Genomic DNA, 26,001 nt, shown 5'->3' on the forward strand with positions numbered 1-26,001 from the left:
AAAATGATTAATTTTTTGAGAAGTAATTCAATTATCTTTGGGATTATTGGTGTTACTTATAGATGTAATGCTAAATGTTATATGTGTAACACATGGAAGTATCCTACTAAAAAGAGCGAAGAGATTGATGTAAAAACATTGGAGAAATTGCCAAAAATAAGGGTAATAAATGTAACAGGTGGTGAACCATTTATGAGAGATGATTTGGATGAAATTGTTTCTGTTTTAAAAAAGAAATGTAAAAGACTGGTAATCAGCACAAATGGTTTTTTTACTGAAAGAATTATTAAATTGGCAAAAAAACACCCAGATATAGGGATTAGAATAAGTATTGAAGGTTTGCCCAAAATAAATGATGAGCTAAGGGGGATAAAAGATGGCTTTGATAAAGGGTTAAGAACATTAATTGAATTAAGAGCTATGGGTATGAAAGATGTGGGATTTGGGATGACTGTAACAGATAAAAATGCTAAAGATTTATTACCACTTTATAGACTTTCAAAATTAATGAAAATGGAATTTGCTACAGCTACTGTGCATAATTCTTATTATTTTCATAAGTTTGATAATGAAATCAAAGATAAAGAATTAGTTATTGGTGAATTCAAAAAATTGATAAAAGAACTTTTAAGGTCAAATAGGATAAAGGATTGGTATAGGGCATATTTTAATTATGGAATTATAAATTATATTAAAGGAAAAAAAAGATTATTGCCTTGTGAGATGGCTTTTAATTCTTTTTATTTAGATCCATTGGGTGAGGTAAGACCATGTAATGTTATGGAAGAGACAATGGGAAATTTAAAAGAAAAAAGTTTTGAAGAAATATGGCATAGTCCAGAAGCAGAAAGAATAAGAGAAATGGTAAAAAGATGTAATCGAAATTGTTGGATGATTGGTAGTGTTGGGGAAATTATGAAAAAATATATTCATATTCCCACAAAATGGGTAATAAAAGCAAAATTCTTTAAAAAAATTGATTGGCCTTAAAATGAAGCATTCAAGAATAATAATCATACAAATTATTATTTTGTCTCTTTTAATTTTTAGCATTTATACTCCTACTTTAATAGGCATCTATAAAAAAGTGTCTACAAATAAAGATTATACTCATGCATTATTAATGCCTTTTATTGCTGGATACCTTATTTGGGAAAGGAGAAAAGATTTATTAAATATACAAATTAAGCCTTGTTTAAAGATATTTCCATTAATTTTATTTACTTTTTTATTTTCTCTTTATGGAGTCCTAGGTTCAGATATATCTGCAGCAAGAATATCATGGTGGCTTTGGTTGGTTTGCATTGTTATTTTCTGTTATGGGATTGATGCATTTAAAACTTTATTTTTACCCTTAATAATGCTTGGCTTTATGATTCCACTTCCACAACATGTTCAAGCCCCATTAACAATGTCTTTAAAATTGATTTCATCTAAATTGGCTTTTTTTATAATCAATACTGCTGGTATTCCTGTGCATGTAGAAGGAAATATAATTGATTTGGGTGATGTTCAATTGCAGGTTGTGGATGCATGTAGTGGTTTAAGATATGTTTTGCCTTTAATAGCCTTAGGTATTCTTTGTGCATACTTTTTTCAAAAACATTTATGGAAAAGAATAATACTTGTTATCTTAACTCTTCCTATTGCGGTTTTGATGAATGGTTTAAGAGTGGGAATTACTGCCATACTTTATCAATGGGTAAGCCCAAAAGTGGCAGAAGGATTTTTTCATGGATTTTCTGGTTGGTTTATATTTATTGCATCATTTGCTTTATTGATGGGTTTTAATTATATACTTAAATTGTTGCCACCTAAAGATTTTAAAAAACAAAAAGATATAGTTAAGGATTTAAAACAAAAGCAAAATAATTATGTTGTTTTTGGTATTATAGTAGTTCTGTTAAGTGTGCTCTTTTTAACTTCTATTAGCACAGCTACTATGCCAAGAGTTGAACTGGTTAATGGTATAAAGGCATTTCCTCTTGAATTTAATGGATGGAAAGGTATTTTAGAACCAATTGACCCAGAAATTTTAAAAAGATCAGGAGCAGAGGAGGGTTTTCAAGCTACTTATATTAATAAAAAGAAAGAAATAGTTTCAGTTTATATAGGCTATCGTGGAACACCTTTTATGGAAACAGAAGAATTTTTTCATAGTCCTACTGTTTGCTTACCTGCAAGTGGCTGGAAAATTTTGGAAAAAACTACTTATAGAATTCCCAATATACCTTATTATAAAAATTTTGTAGTAACAAGGCTTTTGGCTGAAAAAATGGGACAAAGACAATTATTATATTTCTGGTTTCAAACAAAGAGCAAAATAGCTCGCCATATTTTTGAAAACAGATTTCATTTAGCTCTGCATGCCTTAAAAAGAGATAATACTTATGACCTAACAATTCATGTTTATACACCAATTAAATACAATGAGGATATAAAAATTGCCCAAAAACGATTAAATAATTTTGTTAAAGATCTTGAATCTGTTATGATTGAATTTTTAAATAAAAAAGGGCAGCTTAATTAAGCTGCCCTTAAATAATAATCTAACGCTTTATAATCTTTTTCCTCAATCCAATGAAACCAATAAGGCCAGAACCTAAAAGTAAAATAGTACTTGGAATAGGAGTAGGTGCTTGAGGAGGATTCCACTCTACCATTACGATTTCTTTATAATGATAAGCCCCAGTTGAATCTTCATCAATAACAGGCAATCCATAATCTATCCAACCAGGGCACTCACCCAATTGTTCATCATAAAAAGGTTTCCAACAATAAGTACCATCACAACTAGTTCTACCTTCAAAACCACCAACAATATTATAAACATTAGTATAACCTGCTCTTATCAATTCATTTCCTGCTAAAAGACTGCGTTTTCCACTGTGACACATTAAAGCTACCGTAGCATCAAGTGGAATAAGTTCTTGAAAATCAGTCAAAAAATAAGGATTTTTTACTCTTGCTTCATTTTCATAGTCAAAGAGCATATAAGAAATATTTAAGACTTTTCCTTCTAATCCATCACCTCCAGGATGACCAGGTGTGTTTTTCCATCCCTTTCCAGGACGGGGATCCCAATAATCATAACCACTCCATTCTTGAGGTGTTCTAACATCAACCAAATAATCAATATCATCTGTTAACAACATATTATAAGCATCAAGTGGACTTATATTTTTCACAAAAGCTGCAAAGGTGTTAGTTACACCCATTACTAAAAATAAAAGTAAGCTAAATACAATGATTTTTTTCATCTTATCCCTCCTTAAGTTATTTTTTCTTTGTATAAAGTTAGGATCAGAAATTTATTCTTCATACCTCCCCCTCCTTAATTATTTTTTTACTTTACAAACTTTTTACGGCAAAATTTATGCCAAGTCAAGAAAAAATTTTAAAATAATAAATTGTGTTATTTTTAAATATAAAGTTTTACATATGAAATTTTTTTCTCTTTTTGTGAAAAATTTTTCATATAAAAAATGTCCAAAATATTTAATAAAATTTTATAATATGAAAAAAAATTCACTTGACTTAAATGTCTACTATAATAAAATTTTAAAAATTTTTTAAAAGGAGGAAAAAATGAAGATCTATTTAATGCAACATGGTGAGGCTTTACCAAAAGAAAAGGATCCAGAAAAGGGTCTTTCACCTGAAGGAAAGGAGCAGATTGAGTTGAGTGCAAAAGCTTTAAAAAAAATGGGGATAGAGTTTGATGTTATTATTAGTAGTCCAAAAAAGAGGGCAAAGCAAACAGCAGAGATTGTAGCTAAGGAATGTGGATATGGAGGAGAAATTGTTATAAATTCTGTTTTTGAGCCTTTAGCTTCACCTGAAGAGGCTATTTCTTACTTAAAATCTCTTAATAAAGAAAATATTTTTGTAGCAGGTCATCTACCTTCTTTAGCAGAAATTGCTTCAAGACTATTGAGCGATACAGGTGTTTCTATCCAGTTTCAATATGGTGGGGTTTGCCATATTTCAGTAGAAGAGGAGAAGGGGAAACTTATCTTTCTTATAACACCAGAGCAATTAAGAATTATAGCTGGTTATAGTGATTAACTAGTAACTATGCTTTTATTTCTCAATCCAAAATTGGGTTATATTAGGCAAGAAAACAGGTTTTTGTTTTACTTCTACTACCTCTCCAGTAGAAAGCTGCACGTAGCTTTTTAATTCCTTGCCTATCTGTTTTGTTACAATGCTTTCGCCAAGAGCAGGTGCACCTTTGCCAATATGAACATGGGATTGTATTTTATTACTTTTGAATGCAACATTCAAATCAAGCAATATAGCAGGTTCTTTATAGGGTATGCCAGCTTTATAATAAATAGAATACAAATATGTATCTCCACCATAACCGCAAATGTCATTATTGGGTAGAAAAGAAGTAAACATTGCTAGCTGACCAACAACAACTGGTTTTGAAATAACTCTCTCAGCTGGACTTGAGGTAGATAGATTTATTTTCCAACCGTTATAATTGGTCAAGATATAATTAACACAACCATCCCAATCAGTGCCTGTATAACCACCACAACCACTTACAGTGACATTGACTACTTCTGTTACTATCTTTTCTGTAGCCATGTTGGTGGTTGTTGAATCAGGATAATCATCAGATGTGCCCCAAATATTATCTTCTCCAGGAGAACACGGCCCAATAACCCCACCTTCGCAGGCACAAAGATAGGATTTGGCAGTGGCAGAAACCTGAACATTTGTTGCATCAAAAATGTCAGTTACAGTTGAGCAAGTTCCATATTCTTTATTTTGTGAGTCCCAACAAGTGTCTTTTATTCCATAAATATACTGTTGAGTATTATCTGTTTTATCAGTTTGACCAAAATATTTCCCTGTACCAAAGAAACACCAAAGATTGCCTTGTTCATCAAAAGTCAATTCTGGTGCAGCAGTAACAGGTGCAGCAGCATTATGGAGTGTAGTTATCTGCCAACTTGCTACATTTGTGCTTTCATTTGTTAAAATCCTAAGCATTTTTCCGGTAAGTGTATTACCTGACTTCTCTACTGTACCACAATAGATAGCTTCTACATTATAATCATTATCTGGATCAACTGCTACACAATCACCAACATAGGTATTACTGCCTATCTGTAATTTTCCAACCAAACTTCCATCTCTTAAATCTATAACATAAATATAACCTGTACTTGGTGGTGTATCCCCATTATAATCTGTTGGACCAGAACCTAAGACTACATACCAATGACCATTTTCATCTTCATCACCAATCCTGACAATGGCTGGATAAGATGTAGTGAAGTTTAAATCAGGATCAGAAAATTCCCAAAGTAATGATGGTGATTCTGGATCAGTAATATCTAAAGCAAAAATAGAGGGTAGACCTACCCTCTTGCCCTTAACTCAGGGTGCATTACTGGGTGGATTAGGACTGCCACCAAAACGCATCTCACCGATCAAAATAGTTCGCCAACTATTTTTACTTTTAGCAGCTGTAGCAGTTCCGTTAATGCTTGCATCAAAAAGCATTGGTCTTTGATCTACATAGTAGATATGACAATAATCTGGATAAGCTAAATATTTTAAATAAGGTAAAGCATTCATAGGTATGTATGCCCAAAGTTCCTTTGCTACATCTGTTCCTTCAAGTTCGGCTTTAAGACAAGGTTCAGAAGTTGTTGGGTTTTTGTCATTTACTTTACCTAAATAAAAGCAATGTAACATCCCATCATTTGCTCCAACAAAGAGATAATCTTTGTGCTTATAAATACAGCTACCACCTGAACAATCTGAATCTTGAGTACAAGTCTGTGATGGATTATTAGAACATACTTTTTGAGAATAAGTATCTTGGATAAAACTCTCATAAGTATTATCCTGATATAAGATATGGTAAAGATTTAATGGAAAATGTGATAATATTCTGGGTGTGGAATAAACAATATCTCCTAATTTCCAAATATGAGTTTCTCCTCCTATAGTTAATTCCCGATTTCTATGCCCACTACTATTGCATGTGCCTTCATCACTATCCAAACATACATCTACATCTATTCCTCGGACATAATTTATAATATTTTCTGCATCGTCATCATCATAAGCTCTGAGATAACGTTTCAAAGTAGAAGCATTGCTTGTTGTAAAATTGCCACTCAATAAAGATGAACTATCTGTTGAAGTATAGATAGTCCTATCTCCAGCATCCCTTTGCCATAATGCTTTCCCTGCATCCCAAAGAGTTTTTAAATTAGACAATGTTTTTGTCTCATCAGGTGAACAAGGAAATGTTACTTTACCATTACAATCTGAACTATATAGATGAATCTTTGTCTCATTATCTTCAAGGAAAAATTTCATAACTTTATCTTCATCTAAGATTAATTGCTTATCATTGGTAGTGTTTTCTCTTATCTGCCCATATGGATCAATCCAAAATCCTTTTAAGTGACCAACCCAAGATAACTTTTCATTATTTTCACTTGTAAAAGAAGGTAAAAAATATGCCTGACAAAAATTACCGCTACCTCTTACTGAAGTGGAAAGCATAGAGACCGCAGTTCCAGAAGAGGCGCGTTTGAGAATATCGGCAAACACTTTAGAAAGCTTCTCTTCTAATTTTAAAGGATTAGCTACAAAAAAATAGGTATCAGGTTTTCCATCACCATCTTTGTCCCATTCATTAGATAAGTCAGGTTTGTTATTATTGTTTATATCTTCAAAACCACCCCATTTTGCTGCATACCAAAGAGGGTTTTTTAAAAGGGTAGCTGCTGAAGAGCCAGAGATGGTAAATATTTTTTCCCAAGTTAAAGGCATACTAGCAACCACTGAAGGTGTATCGCCATCTCCAGGTGGAGGGGCAGTATCACTGTCTTTTACTGGTAAATAAAGCCCATCTTCACTGGTTCCAGAAATGACAAATCCCAAAACCTGGTCTATACATCCAGCAGCATAGTCTGAACTTAAGGTAATTTTGAGCTGATTAGCAGGCAAGGGGGGATTACAGGCATCTCCCACACAATATTCATATTTTACAACGCTATCCATATCATGGTCTGCTCCTTGTTCAACATCTTCAAAATTTATTCTAAACTTTCCATAAGTGGGTGTAATCTCTTCGACATAAAAATCTACAATCTGATTGGAAGGACAGTAAGCATTAGAAGAACAATTACTGATAATTAAACCTCTATCGCTATCATAAGTTAAATTGCATTTTTGCGCGCATGAATTATATACACTAAGACATCCACTAACAGATTTCCCCACAGGAACTAGGGTAACGGTATGGTCGCCCACTTGAATCTTTATTTCAGGCACAGGAGAAGAAAGGGCTACACTATAGGTAGTTACATTTTCTGCCTTTGTGGGGTCAGCAAAATTATTTTTAAAATCCGTATGTCCATAATAAGCAAGAGCTGCTGAGTAATAACTACCTTGCTTAGTGGGCTCCTCAGGGCATAAGCCTCTAACCTTACTCAAGTCTGAGACATTTTTAGCAGAACAAATAAAATCATATACACCATTACTTTCTCCTATAAAATAGTCTGCCCCTGAAATACCTTCTTCATCTCCTATGGTTTTGGCTAATTCAGCTACATCTAAGTCAGAAAGGTCACCTGAATAACTTTCAAAAGCACTCCCTGGCACAGTATCAGAATCATAACTGGGATTGATATCACTGATAATTACCATGAAAGGTTTAGAACACCAGGGGAACAATTCAGGAAGCTGAAGGGTATTTCCGGCTTTTTTAATCCCCCAGTCAGGTTTAGGGAGTAGTAATCCTGTATCACTAGAAGAACTATAAGTAAATTCTGATGTAGGACTTCCCTTACCTGCAAAATACCTCAAAGTTTCGTAAATCATTTCTGCAATGGGATTGCCCCACATGCGGCACTCTCCTTCATTTAATGGATGGGTAGTGATCCACCCACACGTATAGCTTCCTTGATAGCTATAATCAGAATATCTAAATCCCACTGTTTTTAACCTGTTTAAAGTGAGTATAATATTACCTTCAGTATTTTCCGAAGTTTTAAATATACCTGTATTGGGATTTATTTCATCTGAAATAGACCATATATTCTTTCTTAAGACACCCCCACTTAAGTTTTTTGTGTAAGAACCAGTTAAGAGTCCAAAATACATTTGAGCCATATCTACACAGACTCCCTCATCGCTTTTGCAATCACTATCTGTATTACACGACTTAAAGCTCTTTGAACATACCTTTGTTCCATTTCCCTCACCAAACTTTTGCAAAAGCCCAATGGGTTTATAGTTCCCATTTGGATATTCTTTGCAGTTTGGTTCAACACCCACAGATGGATCACAAACCTTTACTCTAACATAATATTCACCATCTGGTGTTCCTAGACTGTTATCACAAACTGGTCTTTCTTTTGATGCCCACTCCCATATTCTATTAGACCTATTAAGTAACACCCTTATTTTGTGTGGCTCGCCTTCACTGGTAGAAGTTACACAGAAAAGATGCCTTTTACCCGCTGTGGGGGAGTCAAAAGGAGTAAGTAACCTGGTGTCATTACCAAAATATTCCTTTCCCCAGCTATGGGCATCTTGAGGGATATAAACTCCTTCTAAAACTGTTTCTGATGAAGAATCCGTGCTTCTATATCCTCCATAAAGCACTTTTCTTAAAACGTCCATCCTAGACATAGAAAGCCAGTTTAAAAAATTTCCGCTCCATTCATCTTCTCCACCACAATATTTATCAGATGTGATTCTGGTAGGAACAAACTTAGCAGTAGCTCCAGAACCTTCATATTTGTAACATTTATAAGGGTCAAAGTATCCATAATAATCTATGGAGTGCTTGTATCCTACATCAAGCAGTCCATCTTCATCCAAATCAGAGGCATCATTATAAGCCTCATAATAGAGTTTATGGTCTCTTCCCATAACAAGCATTACCAGAGGAGGACCTTGGGCTGAGATAAAAGGAGGCACAGCGCAATAATTATCCATAGTTTGAGTGAAGGCTAATCTTCCTATTAATGATGTAAAACTTATAAGGAAAATAAATAATATTTTTTTCATCTTTTATACCTCTCTATTAAAATTTCAGTAACTAAATTGTCTATAACCTTTATAGTAACCCAATCTCCAATTTTAATATCTCTTAAAGATGCAGGATTTTCAAAAAATGCCCCATTTACCTCCTTGTGAATGGCTACTCTACAATCTTGAGCAATATAAAAATCTTCTCCCGAAACATTTATATAGTCATAGTTTTTAGAAATAGCATTTACTTTACCATTAAAATAATAATGGCTGCGTGTAAATCCTGTATGTGTTGGAAAAAACAACATAATTCCTAAACAGATTATAAATAGCCAATTTTTTCTCATGTTTTCCTCCTCTATTCTTCTTTATTACTCCATTTATTGTGAAAAAATCGTGAAGTGTATGTGTTAATATCCTTTTACATACATAATATATAAATCTGCTTGACTATTGTGTTTGGTAGCCTGAGAATGGACAAGGTAATAAATACCAACACCAGCTACTCCTGTATAAGCTCCTGAAATAGGAGGGAAAACTGGCACTCCTTTAAATCCAGCAAGAGGTTTCCAAAATACTTGCCATATTTCATAAAAATCATTAGGATCGCCAGGATCACCAGTTTGAGGGTTATTATTGATTAAATTTTGTAGTTGTCCATATGTTTTTGTTTCTAAATCTATTATTGCTTCTTCTATTCCTCCCTGTGCCATTTGAAGAGCTATATTGTAGTTTTTAGCACTACCATATGTTTGATAGCCTCTTGTGCATAGATATGTAATAAGACCTATCAAAATTATTCCCATAATCATTACCATTAGTACTGTTAATAAAGCTATCCCTTTGTTATTCATTATTGTAACTCCCTTAAAGGTATTTCTAAGGTAATTGTGCGCCAGCGATAATGGCGTAATTCACTATTAAGGTTAACAATGTTATCTGCTGTACTTATTGTGGCGTTTGGATAATTATAAGAAGGATCTCTTTTTCCATACTGTTTTACAATAAAAATACGCACAAGTCTAAGTCGATTTTTTAATGTAACTGGAGCTTCTCCAGAAATATCATCTTCCCATGTAACATTACCTGCAGGATCTATAAGCCCAAATTGAACTTGGAAATCTAATACTCCATCTAAAATAGGCATAGATGAACCATAAACACGACATAATGAGCATATATTATTTGCATTACAACTGCATAAACGATAGCCTGTAAAAGTATTTAAAAAATAATCTTGAAAAGTATTAATGTTATTTCCAGCATCAGTTTTACTGATGCCTCCAAGACTAAAAGCAAATACAGTTTTTATATCAGCTATAAAACCTGTAGCATTATTTAAACTGAGATTATTTCCTGCTACGCCTTGGATTGTATATATGTTTCCAAAAAGTTCTTTTGTTTCAGTATTTAAAAAGACAATTTTATCGTTGCTTTCAAACTGGGGGAAGTTAGGATAACTAGGAGCAGGAGTTTCTTGGTTTGAGGTGATAGTGACAGTTGTATCTGTAGCATTGATATAGCTTGTATTATATCCCCATTTCATATAATTATCAGCAGCAGAAGAAATAGAAGCTCCTTTAATTATTAATTCATCAGAATTATTTTGGCCATTATTATTGTTTGAACCTATAGGCACAAAGTAGTCTGTAGCTACAATTCTTACAATAACAGGGACTCCTAGTCCTGCCATGGCTACATCTCTTAATAATATAGATTCAGATACAATGCCTGTTTGTGTAGTCCTTGTTTTTGCGGCTTCTTGATAAGAGCGTTTAGTTAGGTTAGACAAAAATGTTAATGTAGCTGAAGTGAGGATAATAAATATTACCATTATTACTAAAAGCTCCGCCAATGTCATACCTCTGTTTTGCATTATGGTTGCCTCTTTATTGTTTCTAAAGTCACAAAATGAGGTGTACTAGTGTTGTTTCCTTCAAACCAATAAACAACAACAACTATATTTTTCCAATCAGCTGCAGTATCTATTCCCCAAATTTTATAATAAGTCTTAGAAGAAACTCTTGTGATAGGAGTAATTGTATTATAAGTTGTGATAGCTAAAGCAGTACTTGGATGGTCTATACCATTTGTTGCATCATTTGCGTCTGCTATATCTGCATTTCCATCATATTGATCATTTCCATTGTCTAACAAGTAAACATTACCATTACCATTTGGGTCAGGATGTGGATTATTTATAAAGGTATTGTTGTTTACAATATCACTCAAAAGTTCATCATTATAAGGCAAATTTGTTAGATAATTTATTGTTGCTTCAGCAATTTGAATAGCAGTTTTTTTATGCTCTAAATAGGCATTATGTTTTATGATAGTTACAGTAGCATGAGTTAATGCTATTAATATGATTCCAAGTATAGTTAAAGCTATCATTACTTCTACAAGCGTAAATCCTTTTTTCATTGTATCCTTATCCTAAATATTGACACTGAAATTTGTTTTGTTTTTCCATTATTATGCGTTAAAGTAAGTGTGAATGACTGATCTGGTGTGCCCTTGCGAGTGAAAAGGACTCTATTGTTAGCAGGGTATCCAGAAAGAGTGATGTTATTAAGATTTCTTGTTTCCAATTCTTCTCCTGTATCGTATGCATTGTTATCATTTTGGTCTTCAAAAATAGTATAGCTATTTGGCACAAACTGGATGCCAAATCTGTGTGCATTACCAAGAGATTTTTGCCTTGCCCATTCTAAATCAGAATATAATTGGTTTGTTGCATCAGTTAGGTTATAATTTGCTACAAGATGTTTAAAGCCGATAGTGCCAAGACCTAATAATATAACCAAAATTCCTATAACTACTAAGAGCTCAGTTAAAGTTACACCTTTAACTCCCATTACTTATTCCTTATACTATTTATTGTGAAAAAATCGTGAAACTTTCTTGTAGGAAACAAACATTTAAGTTCGAAATAACCATCTTTTTCATTATAAAAAAGTTTCATTTTATACCTTTCACCTAGTCTTTTAGCAAGTGTTAAGCCAATGCCGCTTCCTTTTGGAACATTAGGATTAATATCGTTTTTTATAAACAAAACAATATTTTTGGCTTCATTATATAAAGAAATATATATCTCTTTTTCTGCATATTTTACAGCATTTTCAATTAAAAGATAAAAAATCATTCCTAAATCTGTCTGATTAGCGGTAAGTTTTGTTTCTTTTAGGTTCAATATAATTTTCTTATTGTTTAAAATCTCTCTAAACTGTTGAAGAATTAATTCAATAAGTGTTTTTAGATCTATGTTTTTTACATTTATTTTTCTAGCCTTAAAGTTTCGTATAATATTTAATGTGTGTTTAAATTCTGTTTCAATGAAATTATAACTTTTATTTAATCTATCTAAAGCAGGGGATGAAATTTTTTGTTTAAGGATTTCTAGATTCAATTTTTGTATAGCTAAAAAATTGCCTAATTTATGTGAGAGAGTAAGAAGGATAAGTTCTAAAAATTTTCTATTTTCTTCTCTTTCTCTTATATGGTGCCATAAAAGTTTATAAAAAATGTAAGTAAGAGCAAAGATTAAAAAAGTTTCCCAGAGAAAAAGATTTAAAGCAAAATTTTTTGTTTTTTTGTTTACATGATCTAGATTTATATAGACAAATTTTCCATTGAGCGAAGGAGTAAGAAGTAGCCAATTTTTTTCATTAATTATAGAATTAGATATTTTAAAATATTCAGGAAGATTTTGATTTTTGTTCTCACGAATAAGTTTTAATTCTGTTTCTACCTTATCATAAAAGGCATTTAGAAGAGAAAGTTTATAAAAGCTGATGGCAACAAAATTAAGAGCAGATATACCCAATGTAAGCATAATGAAAAAAGCAATTAATATTCTGTGTTCAAAACCTATTTTAATCGGTAACCTCTGCCTTTATAAGTTTCTATAGTATTTTCAGGTAAAATTTTTCTTAATTCTTTTATATAAGTTCGGATAATTTCATCTCCTACTGGATTATCCGCCCAAACATAATTTAGTATTCTTTCCTTGCTTACAACTTGTCCACGATGTTTAATAAGGAAGCAAAGCAATTCCCATGCTTTTGGAGATATTTTTATTTCTTGACCGTCTTTTAAAATCACACCTGAATCTAAGTGGATTTTCAAGTTGTCTATTTCAATTACTTTTGGAAGAGACATTTTGCGTCGATTTAAGGCTTTAAGTCTTAAAATAAGCTCCTTTGGAGCAAATGGTTTTGTTAAATAATCATCCGCTCCTTCTTCAAAACAAACTTCTTTGTCCTTTAATTCTTTTTTGGCAGTGAGGACCAAAATTGGTGTAGTTATACCTTTTTCCCTTATTTTTTTTAAAATGTCCTCACCTTTTTGATATTTAAGGATTAAATCAAGGATAATGACATCAAATACTTCATTTTCTAGTATAGATTCAACAAGCCTGTCATCAATAACCCACTTTACATTAATATCGTTTATTTCGAGATATTCTTTAAGACTTTCCCCTAAATTGGGATCATCTTCAATAAGAAGAATTTTCATCTTTTTATCTAATACCCAATTAAAGATTACTTGTCAAATTGAAAGAAATTGATTAAAAATATTTTGGCGGGACGTAGCTCAGTTTGGCAGAGCACAGCGTTCGGGACGCTGGGGTCGCAGGTTCAAATCCTGTCGTCCCGACCATGTTTTAAAATAATGTGTGACATAAAATTCCTTTGTTTTTAAAAGATAAGATTAATTCATCTTTCTTTTTAATAAAGAATTCCCTTCTCATTGCTTTTTCTAATTTATATTTTCGATAGACCCAATCAGCATAATGATAATTCATTTTATCAATTAGTACATAATCTACTTTTCCTTCTAGTTTAATTGGTAAATTTTCCACTCCTGGTAAAATAGGGGCGATCATTACATAAGTTTTAATACCTTTTTTATGTAAATTTGCTAAAGCATTAATTCTTTCTTCAATAGAGGAAGTTTTAGGCTCAAAAATTTTTTTAATCCTTTCATCTGCGGTAGTGATTGTGAAACCAACTTCTATATTTTGAAATTTTCTTAACAAATCTAAATCTCTTAAAATTAAAGATGATTTAGTTTGAATTATTACTGGCCAATTGTTTTCAAGTAAAATTTCAAGACATTTCCTTGTCAATTTATATTTTCTTTCAACTGGCTGATAAGGATCACAAATGCCACTTATCCAGACTTTCCCTTTTTTCTTTTTCTTTATTTCCTCAGCAAGCAGTTTAGGAGCATTAATTTTGATATCAACAAAATTTCCCCATTTTTCTTTATGATTAGTAAATTTTTTCATAAATCTAGCATAGCAATAAAAACAACCATGTTGACAACCAAAATAAGGGTTAAGGGTCCAATTAAAAACTTTTGATTTAGAAAGAATACTTTTAACTAAGACTTCTCTAATCATTAAAGATTAATCGATAAATATCAGGCAAAGAACGATATTGTTCATTGAAATCAAGACCATATCCAACAAGAAAACCACTTAATTTAAATCCTATATAATCTATTTTTATCTCAACTTCTCTTCTTTCAGGCTTATCTATGAGAGCACATATCTTTAAAGAAGCAGGTTGTTTCTTTTTTAAATGTTTGATTAAAAAATCAAGAGTATAGCCAGTATCTACAATATCTTCTACTATAATTACATCTTCTCCTTTTAAAGGAATTTCAACATCTTTTACAAGCTTTACTTCTCCTGTACTATAATCTTTTTCTCCATAACTAGCTAAACGTACAAAGTCTATTTTGACTGGTAATTCTACATTTCGAACCAAATCAGCCAAAAAAATAAAAGCACCTTTTAAAATACCAATAAATATTGGAGTACGACCAGCATAATCTTTAGTAATTTGTTTTGATAATGCCTTTACTTTTTTTAAAATTTCCTCATTCCTTACTACTAATTCTTTTTTTGGCTGCATATTTGCTCCTTTCCTTTTATCAAGCGAGTGATAAAATTAAATATCTGCTTTAATAAGTGTTTCAGTACTTATTACTCCTTCTATTTGACCGATATTTTCAACAATGATTTTAGTAAGTTCATCTAAATTCTCAGCTTCTATCATAACTACGATATCATACCGTCCAAAAACACCATAAGCATATTTTACTTTATCTATCTTTCTTATTGCTTCTAATACTGATTTTACTTTTCCTGGCCCTACTTTTAATAATACACCTGCTATCATATCCCTCCTCCTTATTTTAATTTTTTAAAAGAAATGGCTGTAAAACAATGTCCATCTCCTTGCCAATTTATGGGCACCCAAAGAAATTCGATTTTTTGCTTTGTCTGCTCACGGCTAGCAATAATAAGGCGGAATTCATAATCTTTATAGTTTCTCTGTGGGGTACAAAAAAGATCAAAACTTAATTGTGTTCTTGAATATTCTTTAAAAAGAGTACGCCTGGGATGTAACCAAAAATCATCTTTTTGCTGAAGCCAAATAAGATAAGGAAAAAGAGTCTTAATAGGAACAGCACTTCCTATAACACCATTTGTTTCTATTAAGGCTTTTTTATAAGCGCGCCAAAGTAAAGCAATTAAAGCCTCTCCTTTTACTCCTTTTTTATCTAATTGAGTATAAATTTCTTTTATCACTTGAGCCAAATCAATCTTTGTTAAATTTATCTTTTGTAAAAGCTCATATTGAGGGCCATACCAGATTTTTACTTCATTTTTTGATAAAATAAATTCCAATGTTAATAATCCAGCCTTTAATTTAGGTAATTGTCCTTGTAACTTTATTTGTGGTAGTTGAGCTGCTAAAATACTTCCTAATTTTGCTTTATAAGCTTCCTTTTCTCCATTAACTTCTTTTTTAGCTTGGTCTAAAAAGGACTTAGTAATTTCCAAAGTTATTGAAAGAGATTTTATTTTTTCATATTTTTGTTCAGCTTCTTTTAAGATACCTTCTAATATAAAAGGAGAATTATTTTTTTCTTTAGCTTTAAGATATTCTTTTATATTTTTAGCTAGTTTTTCATATAATGTTCCTGTTTGTATTAATTGTTTTGTTAAATCTATTTTATCCATCATAAGTTTGCATGAACTCTTTTCATTTCTTCTTCTTTTACTCCTAATTGCTTCATTAATTCAGCTACACAGGCTTCAAAAAAGATAAGAGTAGAAACTTCAAAAAGAGTACCTAAGGGAGTGATACTTGAACCCATTAATTCACCTACTTCATAATGGACATGTTCTTTTGGTCTTATTTTAGAAGGAATAATTACAACTAAATTTGCCATTTTTGCTAAAGGAGAATCAGGATCGCTAGTTACGGCTATTACATTGCCTTTTAGAGATTTAGCTGCTTTTGCTGTTTCTACAACAATGGCTGTCTTTCCAGAACCAGAAACAGCAAGTAAGCTATCTCCTTCCCTTAAAGCTGGTGTGACAGTTTCTCCAACAACAAAAACTTTTATGCCTAAATGCACTAAACGCATTGCAAATGCCTTTGCTACCAATCCAGAACGTCCTGCTCCTACCACATATATTCTAGGTGAGTTTTTTACAGTTTTAACAAATTCTTCAAATTCTTTAGGATTTATACGTTCTGTAATTTCAGCAATTCTTTTAATTATTTCACGATAATACACTTTCTATCTCCTTTTTTAAAGTTATTACTGCTTTTTTAGGATCAGAGGCTTTTGTAACAAATCCTCCAACAACGATAATACTTGGTTTATATTTCATAATTTTAGGTATATCTTCTGGTGTAATGCCTCCAGCAACTGAAAGGGGAATAGAAAAGTTTTCTTTAAATAATGCTAAATCTTTAAAAGATTTACCTTTGACAACTTGAACATCAATAGCTGTGTGAATATTAAAATAATCAGGATTTAATGAAACTATTTTTTGAGCTCGTTCTAATTTATCTTCTATGCCAATAAAATCTACTATTACTTTTTTCTTAAAATTATGTGCTGTTTTAATAGCTGCTTGAATGGTCTCAAGAGGAGCAGCAGCACAAACTGTCATCATGTCAGCACCAGCATTAAAGACAAGTTTTGCTTCTAATTCTCCTACATCCATTGTTTTTGTATCTGCAAGAATAAGATTTGAAGGGAAACGTTGTTTTAAAGTATGTATAATTTTTGTTCCTACTGATTTTAAAAGAGGTGTGCCTACCTCTAAAATCTCTACAAAAGGAGCTATTACCTCTGCAATATTAAGAGCTTTTTTTTCCTCTACAAGGTCTAAAGCAATTTGTAATTTCACACTTATTTTTTAACACTGATAGGAAAACAAGGCAAGTTTAGTATTTTATCCTAATTCTAAAATTTTTTAATGTTTAAGTGAAATTATTCCCAAAGCACTTAAAGTTAAGATAACTGCTACTATAAAGGCTAAAAATGGATAAAGTATTTTTTCTTTTTCCTTTAACATAGTAAAAGCAGATACCCACACTCCTACTACTGCAGCTATGCAAGAAAATGCTATGCCCAACATACCTAAACCATCACCAGATCCAAGTTTCTTTAAATACCAATGGCCATGAATAGCATGCCCTGCGCATTTTTCCCAAATTTCGTGAACATCTTCCCCTTCCCATAAAAGAGAAAGTACACAAGAAGATTTAGCATATTGTGGACCACCAAAAAGATAAATGGCAGCTCCAATAACTGCAACAATCATACCTATAAAAGTAATCCAATAAACTATTTCGCCATAAACAATACCTGCCAATGGTGCTTTAGGTTTTTCTTGCATATTTTCCCTCCTCTATGATACTACGGCTGAAGCCGCTTTCCAAAGCTCTACTGCTTTCATTAATAGCCTTATACCAGAAAATAACATGATAGCAATTATCAACCATCTGACAAAACCAGCTTTTATTTTAATCATTATTGCTGCCCCAATAAGTGTGCCTACTATTAAACCAATCATGCAAGGCACAGCGAAAATAGGAAGGATTCCTCCTCCCATAATATAAGGCCAAACAGCTGCTGTATCACCTATTCCAATCATTACTTTACTACAAGTAGCTGCTACTTTTAATGGTGCCATCATTACCAAATTAAATACTGGCACCATAGCCCAACCTGCTCCTAAACCAAAGAGTCCAGAGATTAATCCTACCCCACAAAAGAGAATTGCAGCAATATGAGCATTTTTTACTTGATAATTAACCACTCTTCCTAAAGAATCTTCCCAATAGGCCATAGCTAAACCCAATCTTTCAGTAAAACTATCTACTTCACCTACCTCAGGATATTCAATTTTCTTTCCTGCAAAGATAAAGAGCATAGAAATACCAATGACAATTATTCCTAATCCTCCTCTAACTAATGCTTCTCCTTTTATTCCCATTGTTGCTTTTACATATCCAGCTAAAAGGGCTCCTATTACTGCACACACAGCATATGGTACTGCTCCATAAAATAAGATCCTTATATTAGCAATGCCTTTTCGCAAAAAAGGTTTTGCTGCTACTAATGCACCAGCCATAGCAACAAATAATCCAGTTGCTCTGATAACAAACGAATCAATTGGAGTAAATCCCATCATAATAGGTGTAAAAACAACACCTCCACCTACACCTGCTAATACAGCCACAATACCTATCACAATACAGGCTATAAGAAAAAGGAAGAAAAAGGCTACAGGACTAATACCTAAAGTTTTTTCTGCCGCTGGTGCTACTGTCTCTGCTGCCTCTTCAACTGCATATACAATTTTGTTTCCTAACAAGGACATTATAATTGTTACAATACTGATACCTAATACCCATTTCCATTTCTTTTTTAAATCCATCAAAATCCCTCCATCTTTTTAGGCAAATTAATACCTTTTTGTTTGTAAAATGTCAATAGTTTTTTTTATTTCAATAGTTGCTTTTTGAAACAATAACAGCTATAATGTATTACAAAATGACACTTTTAAATAGATTGCAAGTAAGATTAAATGCAATTAGTTTAAAGGCTAAGGTAATTATTGGTGTAAGTTTGATTTTGATTGTAGTAATAGGTCTTTTTACCTATTATGATACCTTAGCACGGATAAAATTCCATTTTGATAAGCAAGAAGAATGGGCATTTGAACTTAGTGATACAGTTATGAGAAGTATTGAATATCCCATGTTTGATGGAAATATGGATTATGTTCAAGCTATTTTAGAAAGATTGTATAAAATGGAAGATGTAAAAGTTGTAAATCTTTGCGATGCTAATGGTGTTATTAAATATAGTGGGTTGCCATCTAATATAGGTAAAAAAGACACTTCTGAAATTACTAAAAAGGCATTACTTACTGGTTTATTGACTAAAGGTTTAGAAATCTTAGGAGGAGAAAGGGTTCTTTATCATGCTATGCCTATTGCTAATGAAAAAACTTGTTATAAATGCCATGGAAGGGAAAGAAGGATACTTGGCGTTTTAACAGTTGGAATAAACTGGACTCCTATAGAAGAAAGGGTAATAGCACTTAGAAATAGAGAGATTTTCTTAGGTGTAATTTCTATTATAGTAGTAGGTTTCTTTTTAACTTTATTTTTAACCAAATATGTTACTCGCCCACTTTCTACTCTCACTCGATTAGCTGATGAAATTAGTCGAGGAAATCCGGGTTTTGAATTTGGAAGGGTAGTTAAATGTTGGGAAATACAAAAATGTGATGAAGTCAATTGTCCAGCATATGGAAATACTGAAATTATGTGTTGGTACATAGATGATACGCTTTGTAAGGCTGAACTATCTGGGAAATTTCCAGAAAAATTAAATATGTGTCGTAAATGTACAGTTTATAAACGCCATATGGGTGATGAAATGGTTCAATTAGCAGATGCATTCAAACATATGCTTTATAGGTTAAGAATTTCTAAAGAAAAATTGAAACAATCTGAAGAAAAATATAAATTTCTTTTTGATACTGACCCAAATTCTATTTTTATTTTAGATCATGAAACCTATAGGATTTTGGATGCAAATGCGAGGGCAGAGAGTCAATATGGTTATTCAAAAGAAGAATTTTTGAATATGTCTTTTTGGGATTTGGGATTTAAAGAAGATATGGAAGAGATGAAATATCACTTTAAAAATATTTTGGATGGTCGATGTGTGCTTTTTTCTAAAAAATCACATCGTAAAAAGGATGGAAGCCGTTTCTATGTAAATATTCATGTATGTGGAGTGCGGTTTGCAGGAAAAAATGCCTTTATTGCTACTACAATTGATATTACAGAAAGTGTGCAGAAAGAAGCACAATTAATTCAGGCTAGTAAATTAGCAACATTAGGAGAAATGGCAGCAGGTATAGCACATGAGTTAAATCAACCTCTCAATGTTATGAAAGTAGGTAGTGATTTTCTTAAAAAAATGATAGAAAGGGGTAAAAAGATAAGTGATAAAGATTTAAAAACAGTAGCTCAACAGATAAGTAGTCAAGTAGATAGGGCATCTCAAATTATTAATCATTTGAGGGAATTCGCTAGAGTATCAGATATTGAGGCTCATGAAGTAAATATTAATGAACCTATTAGAAATGTTTTTAAGATATTAGGACAGCAGCTAAGGTTACGTCAAATAGAAGTAGAATTAGATTTAGATGAGAATTTACCTCCAATAATGGCAGATAGTAATCGATTAGAGCAAGTATTTATAAATCTTGTAACTAACGCTAGAGATGCTATAGAAGAAAAGCCTTCAGGTGATAAATTGTTAAAAATAAAGTCATTTTTGGATAAAAATGATGTTGTCGTTACTGTATCTGATAGTGGAAAAGGAATTCCCAGAAATATTATGGATAGAATATTTGAGCCTTTTTTTACCACTAAAGAAATAGGTAAAGGCACTGGTCTTGGTCTTTCTATTAGTTATGCCATTATTAGAGATTATGGTGGTAGTATAACTGTAGAAAGTGAAGAGGGTGTAGGAACAACTTTTGAATTAAGATTTCCTGCATGTTTTAAACATAATAAAAATACAAGGCATTAAAATGAAGCTTTTATTAATTGATGATGAAGAACCCGTAAGGGAGATTTTAAGTTTATCTTTACGTAGTGATGGTTATGAAGTTATAACTGCAGGTGATGGTGAAGAAGGGATAAGATTATTCCAACAAGAAAAACCTCCAATTGTTTTAACTGATATAAAAATGCCTGGTATGGATGGGATTGAAGTATTAAAAAAAATCAAACAAATAGACCCTGAGACCGAAGTAATAATTATTACTGGACATGGCGATATGGATTTAGCTATTCAATCTCTTAAACTCGAGGCTTCTGACTTTATTACTAAGCCTATTAAAGATGAGGCATTAGCCATTGCCTTAAAACGGGCTATAAAAAGAAGAGAAATGAGACAAAAGCTTAATGAATACACTACTAGTCTTGAAAATAAAGTAAGAGAAGCTATAGAGGAGATAAGAATAAAAGAGATGCAATTATTTCAATCAAGAAAACTTGCAGCCTTGGGGACACTTTTAGCTGGTGTAGCTCATGAATTAAATAATCCCCTTTCCAATATATATACATCTTGCCAAATACTTTTAGAAGAGATAGAAAGCCCTGATTTAGATTTAAAAAAACAGCTTCTAAAACAAATTGAAGAACAAACTAATAAAGCACGCAATATTGTTCGTTCCCTTTTAGAGTTTTCAAGACAGAGAGAATTTAAAAAAGAAATATTGAATTTAAAAGAAATAATGGAGGAGACAATAAGTTTTGTTCAAGGACAGATACCGCCAAAAGTAGAAATGATAGTTGAGATTCCAGATGACATTGAAATTTATGCTGATAAGCAACATATTGAACAAGCATTTTTAAATATTATTACAAATGCTATACAAGCTATACCAGATAAAGGGACAGTTAGTATTAAAGCAAGTGTAGATAAAGATAAGGGGGTAGTGAATATTGAGTTTAAAGATACAGGTGTTGGTATTGAGCCTGATATTTTACCTAGGATATTTGATCCATTTTTTACTACTAAAGAAGTGGGTGAAGGTTCAGGTCTTGGTTTATTTATTACACATGAAATTATAGAAAGACATCAAGGTTATATTGCAGTAGAAAGTGAAGTAGGAAAAGGTACTACTTTTTTGATAAAATTGCCTTTGGAGAAGCTCAAACATGAATGAAAAGGTAAAATTATTAGTAGTTGATGATGAGCCGATTGCTTTAAAAAATCTTGAGTATATTTTAAAAAAAGAAGGTTATGAAGTAGTGTCAACACAAAGCGGAGTACATGCATTAAAACTTTTAGAAGAGGAAGAATTCCCCGTTGTTTTAACAGATTTACGTATGGAAAAAGTTGATGGTATGCAGATTCTTGAAAGGTGTCGTCAGCTTTATCCAGATTCAGAAGTTATTATCATTACTGCATATGCAACAATTGATTCAGCTGTAGAAGCAATGAAAAAAGGTGCTTATTATTATATTGCTAAACCTTATAAATTAGATGAAGTGCGCAAAGTTGTAGCTGAAGCAGTAAAGAAAAATAGACTTCAAAAAGAAGTTAAAGAATTAAAACAACGCTTGGAAATATTTGAAAATAAAGTCACAATTATTACAGAAGATAATAATATGAAAAAACTTCTTGAAACAGCCAGAAAAGTAGCACCTACAGATTGCAATATTCTTATTACAGGAGAGACTGGTACAGGTAAAGAATTGTTAGCTAGATACATCCATGAACATAGTCGTAGGGCAAAAGGACCTATGTTAGCTATAAATTGTGGTGCATTTCATGAAGAGCTTTTGGCAAATGAGCTTTTTGGCCATGAAAAAGGGGCATTTACTGGAGCAAATTATTTAAAAAAAGGACTCATTGAAATGGCATCTCATGGTACCCTATTTTTAGATGAGATCACAGATATGTCACATGCTATGCAAACAAAGCTTTTACGAGTTATTCAAGAAAAAGAAATTCTAAGATTAGGAGGAACAAGACCAATTAGAGTAGATGTTCGCTTTATTGCTGCTACAAATCAAGATATTCACGAGGCTGTTAAAAGCGGTCGTTTTAGACAAGATTTATACTATCGTCTTAATGTAGTTTCTTTACATATACCTCCACTTTGCGAACGTAAAGGAGATATTCCTTTGTTAAGTTATTATTTTTTAAAAAAATATGCAATTACTATGAAAAAAGATGTTAAAAAAATTTCTTCTCAAGTTATGGATATATTAATGAATTATGATTATCCTGGTAATGTAAGAGAATTGGAAAATATTATTGAAAGGGGAGTAGCACTTTGTCCAGGAGATACACTTTTACCTGAACATCTTCCCGAAGATTTAAGAAGATTAAAGGTTTTTACTATTCGTGGTGATCGCCGCTATCCTACCTTAAAAGAACAAGAAAAATCTTACATTTTATGGGTACTTAAAAAAGTCAAAGGTAACAAAACAAAAGCTGCTGAAATTTTAGGTATAGATCGAGTTTCTCTTTGGAGAAAGCTAAAAAGATATGGTATCAATATTTAAGATTTAGGTTTAATAACTATTAAAGGGCAATTTAGTTCTTTGCATTTTTGCAATGTCTTTATATCTCTTTCAGAAACAATAGTAAAAAGGATTTCATTGTGTGTTTTCACATAATTTGCGATTTCTTCTTCTAAATTTCCTATAGAAAGATTTGCGTTTGGAATAATCTTTTTGGTAAAATAATAAAACAATTTTTTTAATTTTCCTTTCAAGGTTTTTCTTTTGCTTGGTTTAATTACATAAAGTATCTCAATTTCTGCTCCAATTCTTTTACCTAAATTCTCTGCATAAAGTAATGCTTCTTTATCTGTTTCTTTCTCTAATACCTCTCTAGCTATTTCAAATGCTCCTGCTTCTGCATAAGTAGCTGCTTCAAATAAGGTTTCTATTTTTTTAAATAAAACGGCTAATAAGATTTTTCTTTTCAATTCTAATTACCGACGGGAAGCCCTAATCTCCTTACGTTCTTCAGGCCTCTTGTAAATAGGAACCCGTTTTTCTTTTTTCTTTAATACCTCTCTAGCTATTTCAAATGCTCCTGCTTCTGCATAAGTAGCTGCTTCAAATAAGGTTTCTATTTTTTTTAATAATTTTCCTAACATGGCGTCCTCCTTTCTTGTTTTCACTTTATGGTAACGCAACTTCTATGCCAATATTAAAATTATGATTTATCCATCATAATTAGACCCTCTTTAAACTAGTTTTTGTTTCATTTTTTTAATAAAAAATACTTATTCGATTTGTGCTAAATAAATAGAGACTTAATTTGTTACTATCTGCAATAGATGATAATAAATATTTTTTGCAATATGCAACACTTAATAAAAATAAGGGACACCTGCGTGTCCCTTTAATTTTATAGATTATATTAAGAAGGTAAAGCAATCAGACCTAAGAAGGCGACAATACATATCAAACCAGCGATAAAAGCTAAAGCAGAAAAAAGATATTCTTTTTGTTTTAAAAGTGCTAAACCAGAAAAAAACATAGCAGGAATAACAGCAAAGACACCAAAAGCAATACCAAACATGGTTAATCCATCACCACTGCTAAGTTTAGTTAAATACCAATGTCCTTGTGGTAATTTTCCTATAACTTCATTCCATATGGTAGCAATATTATTTCCTTGCCAAGCAAGAGAAAAAACTTGGGGTATATCCCTATAGTTTTTTCCTGCAATAAAAGCAAAAGCTGTACCAATAGTAGCAATTATTGCTCCTAATAAAGTCCCCCAATAAATGATCTCTCCATAAACAATTGCTGCAAGTGGTGGTTTAGGTTTGGTTTCCTCTGTTATGATTATTTCCTTAGTTATAACCATTTCTTGAGCCATAATTTCACCCCCTAATTAAAATATAGGTAAATCTATGCCAAATATTCCTTCTATTCCACGGATTATTAATTTAATGCTTGTTAAAAACAAAATGCCAATAAGTATATATCTTACAAATGCTGCTTTGACTTTAACTAAGATAGTTGCTCCAATGATTCCACCAACAACCTGTCCCAACATCCAGGGTGCAGCAAAAAGAGGGAGTAAAGCACCATATATAATATATGGCCATATAGCAGCAGCATTACCTATAGCAAGCAAAACACCGCTACAAGCAGCTGATACTTTTAATGGAACTGCCATAACAAAATTTAAAACAGGTACTACTGCCCATCCTCCACCAAGTCCAAAAAATCCTCCTGTAAATCCTACTAAAGCAAAAAGTAAGAATCCAGGAATGCCTCTTGTAGCTTGATAATTTATTAATTTTTTTAATGATTCTTCCCAGTAACTTCCGCTAAGTCTTAATCTTTTAGTAAAACTATCTACATGTTTTACTTCAGGATATTCTGTTTTGGCACCTCCAAAAACAAACATAAGAGCAATAAAAACAAGAGTAACTCCTAATGCGAGTCTTACAATGGCATCGCCTAATGCCCCTAAATATGCTGAAAGATAGACAGCACTAAAAGCTCCTACCATAGCTCCAAGAACAATGGGAATTGAACAGAAATATACAATTTTGATATCAGCTAATCCCTTTCTCATAAATGGGCCTGTGGATATTAATCCACTAAACATAGCTACAACAAGTCCTGTTGCTCTGACTAATAGTGTATCAAGTGATGTAAAACCTAAAACAATAGGAGTAAATAAAACTCCTCCTCCAACTCCTGCTATAACAGCCACTATAGCAATACCAGTGCTTAATAAGAAAGATACAACGATTATTCCTAGCATAAATGATGGGCTCATAATTTCTGTAGGGTGCACTTTTGAAAATAAAGCCATAGCTATATATGAGATGGCAATCAAAAATAGCAATAAGGCTGCCTCTAACATACCAGTCCCTTCATAAGAGCCTGCTTCAGCCAGAGTAGCAACTTCAAGTAAATACTCAGCTTTTCTTCTTGCCCTTTTTAATGTGCTTAATACCCCCATAATAATTCTCCTTTAAATTTTTCATTAAATATGGAATACAAGTTTTATGCCAATTTCATAAGTTACGTAATAAATTAACTTTTTTGACATAAGCCTTTAAATAAAATGGCTATTGTGTTG

28 protein-coding genes and 1 tRNA gene are annotated in these 26,001 nt (G+C 32.2%); 7 read left to right on the forward strand and 22 right to left on the reverse strand.

The features are described 5' to 3' along the window. The first annotated feature begins 3 nt into the window (after window positions 1-3). Window positions 4-990 (forward strand): radical SAM protein, encoded by a 987-nt coding sequence (locus tag LWW95_05870; GenBank protein MDL1956561.1) that lies wholly within the window; start codon window positions 4-6, stop codon window positions 988-990. A 1-nt stretch (window position 991) separates the two neighbouring features. Continuing rightward, entirely contained in the window at window positions 992-2,530 is a 1,539-nt protein-coding gene (locus tag LWW95_05875) for an EpsI family protein (GenBank protein ID MDL1956562.1), read from the forward strand. Window positions 2,531-2,549: 19 nt separating this feature from the next. Here the strand turns inward: LWW95_05875 and LWW95_05880 are convergent, their stop codons facing one another. Next, a complete protein-coding gene (locus LWW95_05880) occupies window positions 2,550-3,260 on the reverse strand; it encodes a PEP-CTERM sorting domain-containing protein (protein MDL1956563.1) in 711 nt (236 codons plus the stop codon). A gap of 328 nt (window positions 3,261-3,588) precedes the next feature. Between LWW95_05880 and sixA the strand changes: the two genes are divergently transcribed. Continuing rightward, window positions 3,589-4,068 (forward strand): phosphohistidine phosphatase SixA, encoded by a 480-nt coding sequence (gene sixA, locus LWW95_05885; protein MDL1956564.1) that lies wholly within the window; start codon window positions 3,589-3,591, stop codon window positions 4,066-4,068. Between the two features lie 15 nt (window positions 4,069-4,083). Here the strand turns inward: sixA and LWW95_05890 are convergent, their stop codons facing one another. The 9 genes from LWW95_05890 to LWW95_05930 form a co-directional block, all read right to left on the reverse strand. Further along, window positions 4,084-5,349 (reverse strand): hypothetical protein, encoded by a 1,266-nt coding sequence (locus LWW95_05890; GenBank protein MDL1956565.1) that lies wholly within the window; start codon window positions 5,347-5,349, stop codon window positions 4,084-4,086. Between the two features lie 45 nt (window positions 5,350-5,394). Next, window positions 5,395-9,054: a hypothetical protein gene (locus LWW95_05895; GenBank protein ID MDL1956566.1), complete on the reverse strand. Its 3,660-nt coding sequence runs from the start codon at window positions 9,052-9,054 to the stop codon at window positions 5,395-5,397. After that, entirely contained in the window at window positions 9,051-9,365 is a 315-nt protein-coding gene (locus LWW95_05900) for a hypothetical protein (protein MDL1956567.1), read from the reverse strand. The genes LWW95_05895 and LWW95_05900 overlap by 4 nt, the downstream gene beginning before the upstream one ends. Window positions 9,366-9,428: 63 nt before the next feature. Beyond that, the gene (locus LWW95_05905) at window positions 9,429-9,872 is read right to left on the reverse strand and encodes a hypothetical protein (protein ID MDL1956568.1); all 444 of its coding nucleotides are present in this window, start codon (window positions 9,870-9,872) and stop codon (window positions 9,429-9,431) included. Next, complete coding sequence (locus LWW95_05910; GenBank protein MDL1956569.1) at window positions 9,872-10,879, reverse strand: hypothetical protein; 1,008 nt, start codon at window positions 10,877-10,879, stop codon at window positions 9,872-9,874. Before LWW95_05910 ends, LWW95_05905 begins: the two co-directional genes overlap by 1 nt. A 14-nt stretch (window positions 10,880-10,893) precedes the next feature. Beyond that, the gene (locus LWW95_05915) at window positions 10,894-11,412 is read right to left on the reverse strand and encodes a hypothetical protein (protein ID MDL1956570.1); all 519 of its coding nucleotides are present in this window, start codon (window positions 11,410-11,412) and stop codon (window positions 10,894-10,896) included. A 26-nt stretch (window positions 11,413-11,438) separates the two neighbouring features. Then, window positions 11,439-11,876, reverse strand: coding sequence for a GspH/FimT family pseudopilin (locus LWW95_05920; GenBank protein ID MDL1956571.1), 438 nt, complete (start codon window positions 11,874-11,876; stop codon window positions 11,439-11,441). Then, window positions 11,876-12,853, reverse strand: a complete 978-nt coding sequence (locus tag LWW95_05925; GenBank protein ID MDL1956572.1) for a hypothetical protein — start codon at window positions 12,851-12,853, stop codon at window positions 11,876-11,878. The genes LWW95_05920 and LWW95_05925 overlap by 1 nt, the downstream gene beginning before the upstream one ends. Before the next feature lie 35 nt (window positions 12,854-12,888). Then, entirely contained in the window at window positions 12,889-13,536 is a 648-nt protein-coding gene (locus LWW95_05930; GenBank protein MDL1956573.1) for a response regulator transcription factor, read from the reverse strand. A gap of 67 nt (window positions 13,537-13,603) precedes the next feature. On the opposite strand from LWW95_05930, the gene LWW95_05935 reads away from it, so the two are divergent. Then, window positions 13,604-13,680, forward strand: a tRNA-Pro gene (locus LWW95_05935). A 4-nt stretch (window positions 13,681-13,684) separates the two neighbouring features. Here the strand turns inward: LWW95_05935 and LWW95_05940 are convergent. The 8 genes from LWW95_05940 to LWW95_05975 all read right to left on the reverse strand — a co-directional run bounded on the left by LWW95_05940 (window position 13,685) and on the right by LWW95_05975 (window position 18,778). Continuing rightward, window positions 13,685-14,425, reverse strand: coding sequence for a radical SAM protein (locus LWW95_05940; GenBank protein ID MDL1956574.1), 741 nt, complete (start codon window positions 14,423-14,425; stop codon window positions 13,685-13,687). Further along, a complete protein-coding gene (hpt, locus tag LWW95_05945; GenBank protein MDL1956575.1) occupies window positions 14,418-14,942 on the reverse strand; it encodes a hypoxanthine phosphoribosyltransferase in 525 nt (174 codons plus the stop codon). Before hpt ends, LWW95_05940 begins: the two co-directional genes overlap by 8 nt. Window positions 14,943-14,978: 36 nt before the next feature. Next, a complete protein-coding gene (locus LWW95_05950; GenBank protein MDL1956576.1) occupies window positions 14,979-15,209 on the reverse strand; it encodes an Lrp/AsnC ligand binding domain-containing protein in 231 nt (76 codons plus the stop codon). An 11-nt stretch (window positions 15,210-15,220) separates the two neighbouring features. Next, entirely contained in the window at window positions 15,221-16,060 is an 840-nt protein-coding gene (locus LWW95_05955; GenBank protein ID MDL1956577.1) for a hypothetical protein, read from the reverse strand. Beyond that, complete coding sequence (hxlB, locus tag LWW95_05960; GenBank protein MDL1956578.1) at window positions 16,057-16,620, reverse strand: 6-phospho-3-hexuloisomerase; 564 nt, start codon at window positions 16,618-16,620, stop codon at window positions 16,057-16,059. Before hxlB ends, LWW95_05955 begins: the two co-directional genes overlap by 4 nt. Beyond that, window positions 16,607-17,242, reverse strand: coding sequence for an orotidine 5'-phosphate decarboxylase (locus LWW95_05965; GenBank protein MDL1956579.1), 636 nt, complete (start codon window positions 17,240-17,242; stop codon window positions 16,607-16,609). The genes hxlB and LWW95_05965 overlap by 14 nt, the downstream gene beginning before the upstream one ends. 66 nt (window positions 17,243-17,308) lie before the next feature. After that, the gene (locus LWW95_05970; protein ID MDL1956580.1) at window positions 17,309-17,734 is read right to left on the reverse strand and encodes a DUF1634 domain-containing protein; all 426 of its coding nucleotides are present in this window, start codon (window positions 17,732-17,734) and stop codon (window positions 17,309-17,311) included. Window positions 17,735-17,746: 12 nt separating this feature from the next. Then, entirely contained in the window at window positions 17,747-18,778 is a 1,032-nt protein-coding gene (locus LWW95_05975) for a sulfite exporter TauE/SafE family protein (protein ID MDL1956581.1), read from the reverse strand. 116 nt (window positions 18,779-18,894) lie between these two features. Here LWW95_05975 and LWW95_05980 point away from each other — a divergent pair, with 116 nt between their 5' ends. From LWW95_05980 to LWW95_05990, 3 genes are read left to right on the forward strand one after another with little or no spacing between them, the layout of a single operon-like run. Further along, window positions 18,895-20,955 carry an ATP-binding protein gene (locus LWW95_05980; protein MDL1956582.1) on the forward strand — a complete coding sequence of 687 codons (2,061 nt, stop codon included), beginning with the start codon at window positions 18,895-18,897 and terminating at the stop codon, window positions 20,953-20,955. 1 nt (window position 20,956) lies between these two features. Next, entirely contained in the window at window positions 20,957-22,099 is a 1,143-nt protein-coding gene (locus LWW95_05985) for a response regulator (protein MDL1956583.1), read from the forward strand. After that, entirely contained in the window at window positions 22,092-23,447 is a 1,356-nt protein-coding gene (locus tag LWW95_05990; GenBank protein MDL1956584.1) for a sigma-54 dependent transcriptional regulator, read from the forward strand. The genes LWW95_05985 and LWW95_05990 overlap by 8 nt, the downstream gene beginning before the upstream one ends. Here the strand turns inward: LWW95_05990 and LWW95_05995 are convergent. The 4 genes from LWW95_05995 to LWW95_06010 form a co-directional block, all read right to left on the reverse strand. Beyond that, on the reverse strand, window positions 23,444-23,875 hold the full coding sequence (locus tag LWW95_05995) for a hypothetical protein (GenBank protein MDL1956585.1): 432 nt from the start codon (window positions 23,873-23,875) through the stop codon (window positions 23,444-23,446). The genes LWW95_05990 and LWW95_05995 overlap by 4 nt on opposite strands. Before the next feature lie 6 nt (window positions 23,876-23,881). Continuing rightward, window positions 23,882-24,049 carry a hypothetical protein gene (locus LWW95_06000; protein MDL1956586.1) on the reverse strand — a complete coding sequence of 56 codons (168 nt, stop codon included), beginning with the start codon at window positions 24,047-24,049 and terminating at the stop codon, window positions 23,882-23,884. Between the two features lie 266 nt (window positions 24,050-24,315). Further along, a complete protein-coding gene (locus LWW95_06005) occupies window positions 24,316-24,780 on the reverse strand; it encodes a DUF1634 domain-containing protein (GenBank protein ID MDL1956587.1) in 465 nt (154 codons plus the stop codon). Window positions 24,781-24,795: 15 nt separating this feature from the next. Then, window positions 24,796-25,881, reverse strand: a complete 1,086-nt coding sequence (locus LWW95_06010) for a sulfite exporter TauE/SafE family protein (protein MDL1956588.1) — start codon at window positions 25,879-25,881, stop codon at window positions 24,796-24,798. Window positions 25,882-26,001 lie beyond the last annotated feature (120 nt).

It is taken from the genome of Candidatus Desulfofervidus auxilii (genome assembly GCA_030262725.1).
Classification (GTDB): domain Bacteria; phylum Desulfobacterota; class Desulfofervidia; order Desulfofervidales; family Desulfofervidaceae; genus JAJSZS01.

Excerpts from the sequence above, each read along its gene's own strand:
- LWW95_05870 (MDL1956561.1), top strand. The coding sequence starts at position 4 with ATGATTAATTTTTTGAGAAGTAATTCAATTATCTTTGGGATTATTGGT.
- LWW95_05875 (MDL1956562.1), top strand. The coding sequence starts at position 992 with ATGAAGCATTCAAGAATAATAATCATACAAATTATTATTTTGTCTCTT.
- LWW95_05880 (MDL1956563.1), bottom strand. The coding sequence starts at position 3,260 with ATGAAAAAAATCATTGTATTTAGCTTACTTTTATTTTTAGTAATGGGT.
- sixA (MDL1956564.1), top strand. The coding sequence starts at position 3,589 with ATGAAGATCTATTTAATGCAACATGGTGAGGCTTTACCAAAAGAAAAG.
- LWW95_05895 (MDL1956566.1), bottom strand. The coding sequence starts at position 9,054 with ATGAAAAAAATATTATTTATTTTCCTTATAAGTTTTACATCATTAATA.
- LWW95_05900 (MDL1956567.1), bottom strand. The coding sequence starts at position 9,365 with ATGAGAAAAAATTGGCTATTTATAATCTGTTTAGGAATTATGTTGTTT.
- LWW95_05905 (MDL1956568.1), bottom strand. The coding sequence starts at position 9,872 with ATGAATAACAAAGGGATAGCTTTATTAACAGTACTAATGGTAATGATT.
- LWW95_05910 (MDL1956569.1), bottom strand. The coding sequence starts at position 10,879 with ATGACATTGGCGGAGCTTTTAGTAATAATGGTAATATTTATTATCCTC.
- LWW95_05915 (MDL1956570.1), bottom strand. The coding sequence starts at position 11,412 with ATGATAGCTTTAACTATACTTGGAATCATATTAATAGCATTAACTCAT.
- LWW95_05920 (MDL1956571.1), bottom strand. The coding sequence starts at position 11,876 with ATGGGAGTTAAAGGTGTAACTTTAACTGAGCTCTTAGTAGTTATAGGA.
- LWW95_05925 (MDL1956572.1), bottom strand. The coding sequence starts at position 12,853 with ATGCTTACATTGGGTATATCTGCTCTTAATTTTGTTGCCATCAGCTTT.
- LWW95_05930 (MDL1956573.1), bottom strand. The coding sequence starts at position 13,536 with ATGAAAATTCTTCTTATTGAAGATGATCCCAATTTAGGGGAAAGTCTT.
- LWW95_05940 (MDL1956574.1), bottom strand. The coding sequence starts at position 14,425 with ATGATTAGAGAAGTCTTAGTTAAAAGTATTCTTTCTAAATCAAAAGTT.
- hpt (MDL1956575.1), bottom strand. The coding sequence starts at position 14,942 with ATGCAGCCAAAAAAAGAATTAGTAGTAAGGAATGAGGAAATTTTAAAA.
- LWW95_05950 (MDL1956576.1), bottom strand. The coding sequence starts at position 15,209 with ATGATAGCAGGTGTATTATTAAAAGTAGGGCCAGGAAAAGTAAAATCA.
- LWW95_05955 (MDL1956577.1), bottom strand. The coding sequence starts at position 16,060 with ATGATGGATAAAATAGATTTAACAAAACAATTAATACAAACAGGAACA.
- LWW95_05970 (MDL1956580.1), bottom strand. The coding sequence starts at position 17,734 with ATGCAAGAAAAACCTAAAGCACCATTGGCAGGTATTGTTTATGGCGAA.
- LWW95_05975 (MDL1956581.1), bottom strand. The coding sequence starts at position 18,778 with ATGGATTTAAAAAAGAAATGGAAATGGGTATTAGGTATCAGTATTGTA.
- LWW95_05980 (MDL1956582.1), top strand. The coding sequence starts at position 18,895 with ATGACACTTTTAAATAGATTGCAAGTAAGATTAAATGCAATTAGTTTA.
- LWW95_05985 (MDL1956583.1), top strand. The coding sequence starts at position 20,957 with ATGAAGCTTTTATTAATTGATGATGAAGAACCCGTAAGGGAGATTTTA.
- LWW95_05990 (MDL1956584.1), top strand. The coding sequence starts at position 22,092 with ATGAATGAAAAGGTAAAATTATTAGTAGTTGATGATGAGCCGATTGCT.
- LWW95_06000 (MDL1956586.1), bottom strand. The coding sequence starts at position 24,049 with ATGTTAGGAAAATTATTAAAAAAAATAGAAACCTTATTTGAAGCAGCT.
- LWW95_06005 (MDL1956587.1), bottom strand. The coding sequence starts at position 24,780 with ATGGCTCAAGAAATGGTTATAACTAAGGAAATAATCATAACAGAGGAA.
- LWW95_06010 (MDL1956588.1), bottom strand. The coding sequence starts at position 25,881 with ATGGGGGTATTAAGCACATTAAAAAGGGCAAGAAGAAAAGCTGAGTAT.